Source organism: Eggerthella sp. AM16-19 (genome assembly GCF_003474385.1).
Taxonomy (GTDB): Bacteria; Actinomycetota; Coriobacteriia; order Coriobacteriales; family Eggerthellaceae; genus Senegalimassilia.
Map to the genome: position 1 here is coordinate 1 of NZ_QUCY01000044.1, position 8,583 is coordinate 8,583.

The following is an 8,583-nucleotide window of genomic DNA, read 5'->3' on the forward strand; positions in this document are numbered from 1 at the left end:
CTCGGGCGCGGCAGGCGCTTCGGGGTCCGGCGCGGCGGCGTTCAGGGGCGTTCCGCAGTTGCCGCAGAATTTCGCGTCGGCGACGTTCTCGGTTGCGCAGTTGGGGCATAGCATGGCGGTACTCCATTTCTCTTGTCCCGGGCGGGCTTTGCGAATGGATTGATTGCGAACCGCTGCCAGCCCGTAAACCACTTGTGCTTATTGTAGCTTATCGGTGCAGTTTTTATGGACGTTCCGCCGGAATAGCGTTGCATAATCCCGGTAAACGTAGGGGAGTGGGGTGCGAAAGCGTACGTCGTACAGGCGCGTTGCAAGCCGATTGGTCGCGCCAAGCGGATTCCCCTCGGCGGAGTTCGGTATTTGAGCGGATGGTTCATGCTTCATTCTCGGAAGGAAGGGCCTCCGTCCCCAAACGTCGGGTTCCGGACAGGTAATCCTCCGTCCCCAAGCGTCGGATTCCGGACGGATAACCCTCCGTCCCCAAGTGTCAGGCGGCGCTTTGCCTGCCGCCGGCCGGTATCTGCAGGGTTTGCGCAGAAGCGGCCGCCGGTTGCGCCAGTGATATACTTGTGTCCGCTATACGACAGACCCGTCGCGTGTCGCGGCTTCGCCGTACGTCGGCATCGCCGACCTGCGCATTCGGGCAAAGCAATGGTTTCAAGAGGGTGCAGAACATGGCAGACAATACTCAGCTTCCCAACGGTTTCACCGGTTTCGCGTTCCGCAAGCCGGCGGGCGGTACCAGCGCGGCGGACGCCATCCGCGAGCGCGAAGCCCAGCGCGCGGCTCATGCCGGTCAGCCTGCGCCTGCGCAGGCGCCTCGCCGTGGCGGGGTTAACGGCTTCCTGACCGAGCGTGAAGCGGCATCCGACGCTGCCAACGAGGTGCGCGGCGCGTTCCAATACAATCGCGATCACGAGGAAACGGCGGCCGCATATTCCGCAGATGGCGAAAACCCCGAGGGCCGCGTGGAGTTCGACCCCGAGAAGCTGGCCACCATCCCTGAAAAGGATCGTCGTTGGGCCTGGCTGGAAATCGACCTGAACGCCATCCGCCACAACGCCTCCGCCGTCAAGAAGATGATCGGCTCGGGTCGTCACATGATGGCCGTCGTGAAGGCCGATGCATACGGCCACGGCGCGGTCCGCGTTGCGAAGACGGCGCTGAACTCCGGCGCCGATTACCTGGGTGTCGCCACGGTCGACGAGGGCATCAAACTGCGCGAAGGCCTGGTCAATGCCCCGATTCTCATGCTTGCCGAGCCGCCTGCCAGCGCTATCCCGCTGCTGCTCGCCTACAAGATCATGCCGGCGGTGTATTCTCCCGAGTTCGCCATCAAGTATGCGGAGGCCGCAGACTCCATGGGGCTGCGCGCGCCGTACCATCTGGCCATCAACACGGGCATGAACCGCATCGGCGTGCGCTGGGACGAAGTGGTGAACTTCATGCACCAGATCGGCTTCCATCGCGCGCTCGAGCTCGAGGGCGTGTTCACGCACTTCGCTACGGCGGATTGCCCGGAGACGCTTGACTTTCATATCCAGGCGAAGCGCTATATCGAGGCCGTCGAGGCGCTGCGCGCTGCGGGCATCAACCCCGGTATCGTGCACTGCGCGAACTCCGCCGCCGCCATCCGTTACCCTGACGTTCGTTTCGACATGGTGCGCCTGGGCATCGGCCTGTACGGCTACCAGCCCTGCCCTGAAACCACGCCGCTCATCGAGCTGCGCCCGGCCATGAGCGTGCACGCGCGCATCACCGATACGCGCCTGGTGCCCATGAGCGAGGGCGTCAGCTACGGGCTGAACTACCGCAGCCCCGGCAGCGTGAAGATCTGCACCGTGCCCGTCGGGTACGGCGACGGCCTGCGTCGCGGGCTGTCGAGCCGCACCGACTTCCTGGTCGACGGCGTGCGCTGCCGCCAGGTGGGCAACATCTGCATGGATCAGTGCATGTTCGAGGTGGACCTGCGCAGCTACGCGCGCCGTCGCCGCGTCGATCCCCAGGTGGGCGACGAGGTCCTCATCGTGGGTCAGCAGGGTGACGCCATGGTCACCATCGAGGAGATGTGCGAAACCTTGGGCACCATTCCGCACGAGCTGTGCATCGGCTTCGCCCAGCGCATGCCGCGCTACTACGTGTAAGTAGGGAAGCGGGGCTGCGCCGGAGGGACTGCGCTGCAGGTGCTCCAGCTTGAGGGTTTGCGCCCGGGGTGATTTCGCGTCAAGAGGTCCTGCTTAAATCCCCCTATTTCAGTTGTCAAAGCTGGCACCTGGTAACTCTTCTCAAGTGAATGAAAAGGCCTTCTGCCTTCCTGTGGTCGGGATGCAGAAGGCCTTTTTGCGTATGCGGTTTAGGGGCTAGGCGCACCATCGGTTTCGGGCCCCGATCCTACCAGGGTGGTCGTACGTTCAGCGATGGCGCGGATAGGATGCGGTATCGGGCTTTGAGGTACCCTGCCACGCTTTTCGATGCGCACCGCCGCCGGGATGGCGCCTTGGGAATCTTCCGGTTTCCGTTTGCGGCGCCTTTCGTCGTGGCGTTCTCTCTGGCGAGTGATGCCTCCCCGCTACTGCAGCGTGGCGTCGACGGCGCTGATGAGCGCGTTGCGCAGGCCCGCGGCCTCAAGCGCTGCCACGCCCTTGATGGTGGTGCCTCCGGGGCTGCACACGGCGTCCTTCATGGCGCCGGGGTGCGTGCCGGTGGCCAGATGCAGCTGCGCGGTGCCGGCCATCATCTGCGCCGCCAGGCGATACGCGGTGGCGCGGGGCAGGCCGTTCTTCACGCCGCCGTCGGCCAGCGATTCCAGGAACATGGCGGCGAAGGCGGGGCCGCACCCGGCGACGGCGCTGGCGGTCGAGAGCAAGTGTCCCGCAACGGGCTCGATGAGCGCGATGCCGCCGAACAGCCCGGCGAACGTCTCCCATTCGTCGGCGCTGAGCGAGTGCTTCTGCTCGCAGGCGATCACGCCGCAGCCCACGGCGATAGGCGTGTTGGGGATGGTGGAAAGGTGGTGGCTGCCGGCCCCCAGCAGATCCTCATAGAAGTCGAACAGCAGGCCTGCGGCAACCGACACCACGGCCTTGCCGGCAAGCGCCTCGCGCGCCGGCGCCAGCACGTCGGCCACCATATAGGGCTTCACGGCCACGATGACCAGGTCGCTTGCCTCGGCGACCTCGGCGGGGGTATGCACGGCGTTCGCTCCCAGCGGCTTGCAGCTTGCCTCCAGCTTGTCGAAGTGCGCGGCGCAGGCGGTGATGCGGCCGCCGTCGAAGCTGGCGTGTTCCACCAGCCCCTTCGCCATGGCCTGTGCCATGTTGCCGAACCCGATGAACCCGATGCGTGCAGTGCTTGCGTCCATTGCGTCTCCTTTGCCGTGTTGTTCTCGTTGTCCGCGATTTGCGTTGCAGATGATTTTACGCCATCGCCATGTCCAGCGTGTGACGAAGCGCGCGTGTGGCGAAGGGGTTGCGCGTCGTGCAACGACTTTTGCGCTAGCTCAAAAGATGTGTCATCGCGTTGTTTTGCCGGTGGTTCAGAAGGGTCATCGAGCTAGCGCCCAGGCGATGCCCTTTGCCATACGTAGGGCGGGTTCCTTGAAGTGGTTGCCGGGGTTTTGCTCGAAGACGGTGGGCACGCCTCTGGCCTCGAACAGCTCGACGACGTCGCGCGTGCCTTGCGCCACATTGCGCAAAAGCCTGCTGGGCGTGCGTGCCTCCTTGCTGCCAAGCGAGAAGTATGCGCAGGCGGGCTTGCGCGCGAACTCGTTCGCAGCGGCGTAGCCGGCGAAATCCGGGTACCACAGCGAGCCCGATGCACTCGCAACGCGCCCGAACGCCGCGCTGTTGAAGCAGGCCCACGTGGCGAACAGCCCTGCAAGCGAGTAACCCGCCAGCACGCGTTGCTCGGGTTTGCGCGGCGCGTCCCCCTCGACGCGAGGGATGATCTCGCTTTCAAGCAAGCGGAGCTGTTCGGCCGCTTTGCCCGCGAACGGCGCGTCATCGGCGAACAGCCCGGGGCATTCCCAAGGCGTCAGGTCGTCGTTCCAGCAACGCGGCCGTATAGCCGCAAGCACGAATTCCCGGTAGCCAAGCTCGCGGCACAACTGCAGCACCTCGGACCCATCACCATCATGAACATGCAGGTAAACCGCCGGAAGACTATCCGGGAGGGCTGGGCTTGTTTCGCCGGATCGGCCCTCGTCGGCATCAGGGCGCGCTTCGTCTGCGCAATGCGCCGGCACGTGTACGGTCACGTGATTGCCGCAAACAGTGAATTCCCTGATTATGTCTTTGCCATCCATGTTTTGCTTTATGCAGATGCATTAGGAGCGGAACGTGATGCCTTCGGGCAGGTCGTTGGGGTCGAAATCGTCTTCGTCGTCCTCTTCGGCTTCGGTGGGCGTGACGACGACGGGCTCGGGTTCGCGCTCTTCGCCGAATGCATCCTCGAACGGGGCGAGGACGGCGCGCGGCACGGCGAACGTGATGTGGCCGATGGCTCCGGGGTGCGCGGCGATCCAGGAGCGGAACAGCTCGATGACCACCTCGGCGTCGAATCCCTGCGGGCCGGCGCCGAATGCGCCCATTATCAGCGTTTCGGCGCCGTTGGCTGCGGCGATGCGCAGCAGCGCCTCCACGCGGGCGCGCAACGCCGTCCCGATCTCGCGCTCGGAGCGGTGGTTCTCCAGCGCATGGGTGCGGTTGGGCTCGGGGATGGCCAGCACGTCGGCGCGGCGGATATCGCCGTCGTGAACGAACGTCACCTGGGGCAGGTACAGCGCGCGGTCAGTGTAAAGCTGGCCGGACGCAAACCCGCGGTTGGCGGCATGATATGTGTTTTTGCAGCCGCACAAAACCGGGTACAGATTGCTCTCCGAGCACAGGATCTGCTCGGGCCCGAACGCGCCGTCTTCGTACGCGCCGCCCGGGCGCATGAACGAGCACGGGTCCACGACCACGGTCTTGCCCTTCGCGCTATGCACCGCCTTCACGGCGAAATCGCTGGTCACGCTGGTGGTAGTTGTTGCGCCCTCCTCGACTTCGGGCAGCTCAAGCTCGCGCCCCTCGCCATCTTCGTAGATGATCGCGGCGTCGATGGTTTCTTGGGTGTCCTTGGAAAACGCCCCGCGCATCAGCGCAAGGTTGCTTGCGGCGGCGGCTTTTCTCTCATCGCGTGTAGGCATGGTCTCTCCTTAAGGCAGATGATTCGACTCATCGTTCATCGTAGCAGCTGGCAAGCCCGTCGCAGCCCGATGTTTCCGCGATTTAACGCAACCGTTAGCAAAGGTATCCCACCGGCTGCGGACGCCGCGCGAACGGTGGTTCAAAACCGCCCAGAACCAGCGAGGCTTCATTTGGGCGAAAAACTCGTTATCTTGCAGGCTTGTGAGCCGCCTTCGTCGATAACGAATCGGCTTTTCCGCGCGTTGTTTAGTCTGCCGCTAGTTTTCCGCTGTTGTGCTAGGCTGTTGACCAAGGAAAACGTTGTGTGCTTGCGCGGTTCGCAAACTCACCAACCGCGCGGTGGGCACGTCGCCGTTCGACGCACGGAAAGGGGCACACCATGCCGAAACCGCATATCCCGCTCGATGAGCTGCGCGTGCAGGTGGAATCATGCCGCCGCTGCCCGCTGTGCGACGGCCGCACGCAAACGGTGTTCGGTGTGGGCAACCCGCATGCGCGCGTGATGTTCATCGGCGAGGCGCCGGGCAAAAACGAGGATCTGCAGGGCGAGCCGTTCGTAGGCGCCGCCGGGCACTACCTTAACGAGTTGCTCGGGTGTGCCGGTTTGCGCCGCGAGGACGTGTTCATCGCCAACGTGCTGAAGTGCCGCCCTCCCGGAAACCGCGACCCGCGACCTGAGGAAATCCAAACCTGCACGCCGTTCCTTCGCGAGCAAACGCGCACCATCGACCCGGAAGTCCTGGTCACGCTCGGTAAGTTTTCCACGCAGTTCGTCCTGAAGACGCAGATGGGGATCACGCGCCTGCACGGTCGCGTGCAGCGGGCGGGTAAATTCCTCGTCTTTCCCATCTTTCACCCCGCCGCCGCGCTCTACGATGGCGCAAAGCGTGAGGCCTTGGAAAACGACTTCGTAACCCTAGGTCAGCTGCTGCATCAACTAGACGAGCAAAAGGCAAAAGCCGCGAAAGAGGAAGAGCAGCAAAACGGGCAGTAACCGCAGCAGGGGAGAAGGCCGGCAAAAGCGCTGAGGGGTTGGCGAGAACAGAAGGGGCCGGAATCGGGGAGAAGGCCGGATAGGTGCGCAAGTCGTAGAAAGTAAACGCAGCTTGGCCGGTTTACCCGGGCTCAAAAGCATGAGCTTCGGATTAGGCTATCGCTTGGAGTGCGTCGATTGCTCATGTTGTGAGCGATTTATGACAGATAAGCCTCCGTCCCCAAGTGTCCGGGCATTGCAGTCAATCGCTCAACGGCTTGGAGAACCTGCGCATGCTTGGGCTCGGGTTGTCATCCCGTGCTAACCTGCTAACGAACAATGGACTTTCGAGCAAGGTGAATCCCGTATGCCTCAATCAACCCCGCAAGCCAGTGGGCAATCCGTATCGCAAACCTGCGGTCAAACCCCCCCGCAATACTTCGATCCCATCGCCTATATCAACGCTCCCCATTGGCAGGCGTCGCGTTTGGGCCTCGATCGCATCCGCGAGTTACTGGCTCGCTTGGGCAATCCTCAGAACGATCTGCGCATCGTGCATGTTGCGGGCACGAACGGGAAGGGCAGCACATGCGCCTATATCGCCAACGTGCTGCAGGCTGCTGGCTATCGGGTTGGCTGGTTCTCAAGCCCGTTCATCGAGCGTTTCGAGGAGCGCATCCGCGTGAACGGCAAGAACATCGGCATGCCCGACCTTGCGCGCGTCACGCTGCAAGTGCGGGAGCATGCCGAGCAAATGTCGGTGGAAACCGGTGACCATCCAACGGAGTTCGAACTTATGACGGCGGTGGCGCTTCTGCATTTCGCCCAGGTGGAATGTCAGGTTGCGGTGCTTGAGGTCGGCCTTGGCGGCCGTCTGGACTCCACCAACGTCATCGCGGCCCCCGACGTTGCCGTTATCACGCGCATCGGCCTCGACCATACCGATCTGCTCGGCAACACCATCGGCAAGATCGCTGCTGAAAAGGCTGGCATCATCAAGTCGGGAAGCGCCGTGGTTTCGTGGCCGCAGGAGCCCGAGGCGGCCGAAGCCGTGGAAGCGGCGGCGCACGCGGCAGGCTGCACGGTTTCGCAGCCTGATTTCGGCGAACTGGACATTGCGCCTGTCCGCCATCTTGACCCCGAGCAGATCGAACCCGGCAAGCCTTCGGTCGTCCGTCCCTTCACCTACAAGGGCAACGCTTACGAAACCACATTGCTGGGCAGCTATCAGCCGCAAAACGCCGCATTGGCTTTGGAAACCGTGTTCGCGCTTCAGTGCCGTGGTTGGGATATACCGCAATCCGCTGTCGAGCGCGGTGTTGCCGCCACGCGCTGGGCCGGCCGGTTCGAGGTGCTGCCGCACGTGCCTGGCAAACCAACGGTGGTCATCGACGGCGGTCACAATCCGCAGGGCGCCCAGGCGCTTGCCGATTCGCTGGCGGACGTGTTCGCCGGCCGCAAAGCCGTGCTGTTCTCGGGCGTCATGGCCGACAAGGACCATCCCGCCATGCTGCGCACGGTGTTGCCGCATGCTGCCGCGTTCGTAGCCGTGACTCCCGACAATCCCCGAGCGCTGCCTGCCGCAGAATACGCCTCAGAAGCCGTCCGAATAGCCGCGGAGTCGCCCGCGATCGACGCAAATCTGCCCATTTGCGCAGCGCAAACCTACGCCGAAGCAGCCCGCAAAGCAGGCGAACTCGCCGGCCCCGACGGCATCATCTGCGCGTTCGGCAGCCTGTACAGCATCGCGCACACCAAGCAGGCGCTCCGGGAGGCTGGGTTGCTCGCAGGCGAATAGCGCCCGCTTCCACCCTCCTGTCGCCTGGTTTTGCGCGGAAGCCGATCAGCCGGCGGCGTGTGCCGCGGTGTTCACATTAAGGGGCACTCATAGATTTGCCCGCACCTCGGCTTCCCACCGCCCGCATGATTCACCAGCGTAACGCGTATGGTTCATACGTGTGGGACGCGGGGTAAAACCGGGCGCGCGGCGCGGCGTGTGCTACCATACGAGCGTTGCAATGTTTGAGAAAGGACCGCCATCATGGCTACCATCGACACCGTTAAGGAAGTCCTGGAAGAGAACCTGGACATCAACCCTGAGTCCGTTAACGACGACTCCACGTTCGACTCCCTGGGCATCGACTCCCTGGACATGGTCGAGCTGATCTGCGACTTGGAGGAGAAGTGCGACGTGGACTTCGGCGAGCCCGAGGGCCTGAAGACCGTCGGCGAGCTGGTCGAGTACATCGACTCCCTGTAAGCCGCAAAGCTTATCGAGCACGTTAACCCTTGGCTAGCGCGCTCGACTGCGCAAACAAAAGCGCGATAACCGAAGCCGACTTTTAAGTCGGATGTTGAGGACCGGCCCCGGGCGATTTGAACTGCACCCCAGTTCTTGGACAGGGCAAATAGAAAGCAGTTAAG

The 8,583-nt window shown here is 63.3% G+C and carries 8 protein-coding genes; 4 read left to right on the forward strand and 4 right to left on the reverse strand.

Annotated features, from left to right (window positions below; genetic code table 11):
- Positions 1 to 114, reverse strand: a 114-nt coding sequence (locus tag DW178_RS11690; protein ID WP_118351489.1) for a zinc-ribbon domain-containing protein, incomplete at its 3' end; no start/stop codon positions are given.
- A gap of 560 nt (positions 115 to 674) precedes the next feature.
- On the opposite strand from DW178_RS11690, the gene alr reads away from it, so the two are divergent.
- Positions 675 to 2,144 carry an alanine racemase gene (gene alr / locus DW178_RS10925; RefSeq protein WP_118351472.1) on the forward strand — a complete coding sequence of 490 codons (1,470 nt, stop codon included), beginning with the start codon at positions 675 to 677 and terminating at the stop codon, positions 2,142 to 2,144.
- Between the two features lie 425 nt (positions 2,145 to 2,569).
- Here the strand turns inward: alr and proC are convergent, their stop codons facing one another.
- From proC to DW178_RS10940, 3 genes are all read right to left on the reverse strand, one after another.
- The gene (gene proC / locus DW178_RS10930; protein ID WP_118351474.1) at positions 2,570 to 3,361 is read right to left on the reverse strand and encodes a pyrroline-5-carboxylate reductase; all 792 of its coding nucleotides are present in this window, start codon (positions 3,359 to 3,361) and stop codon (positions 2,570 to 2,572) included.
- Positions 3,362 to 3,544: 183 nt separating this feature from the next.
- Positions 3,545 to 4,303: an alpha/beta hydrolase gene (locus tag DW178_RS10935; protein ID WP_118351476.1), complete on the reverse strand. Its 759-nt coding sequence runs from the start codon at positions 4,301 to 4,303 to the stop codon at positions 3,545 to 3,547.
- A gap of 21 nt (positions 4,304 to 4,324) precedes the next feature.
- Positions 4,325 to 5,185 carry a TIGR02452 family protein gene (locus DW178_RS10940; RefSeq protein ID WP_118351478.1) on the reverse strand — a complete coding sequence of 287 codons (861 nt, stop codon included), beginning with the start codon at positions 5,183 to 5,185 and terminating at the stop codon, positions 4,325 to 4,327.
- Positions 5,186 to 5,565: 380 nt separating this feature from the next.
- On the opposite strand from DW178_RS10940, the gene DW178_RS10945 reads away from it, so the two are divergent.
- The 3 genes from DW178_RS10945 to DW178_RS10955 all read left to right on the forward strand — a co-directional run bounded on the left by DW178_RS10945 (position 5,566) and on the right by DW178_RS10955 (position 8,419).
- Positions 5,566 to 6,180, forward strand: a complete 615-nt coding sequence (locus DW178_RS10945) for a uracil-DNA glycosylase (protein ID WP_118351481.1) — start codon at positions 5,566 to 5,568, stop codon at positions 6,178 to 6,180.
- 346 nt (positions 6,181 to 6,526) lie between these two features.
- Positions 6,527 to 7,957: a bifunctional folylpolyglutamate synthase/dihydrofolate synthase gene (locus tag DW178_RS10950; protein WP_118351484.1), complete on the forward strand. Its 1,431-nt coding sequence runs from the start codon at positions 6,527 to 6,529 to the stop codon at positions 7,955 to 7,957.
- Between the two features lie 243 nt (positions 7,958 to 8,200).
- On the forward strand, positions 8,201 to 8,419 hold the full coding sequence (locus tag DW178_RS10955; RefSeq protein ID WP_118351486.1) for an acyl carrier protein: 219 nt from the start codon (positions 8,201 to 8,203) through the stop codon (positions 8,417 to 8,419).
- Positions 8,420 to 8,583: the final 164 nt, after the last annotated feature.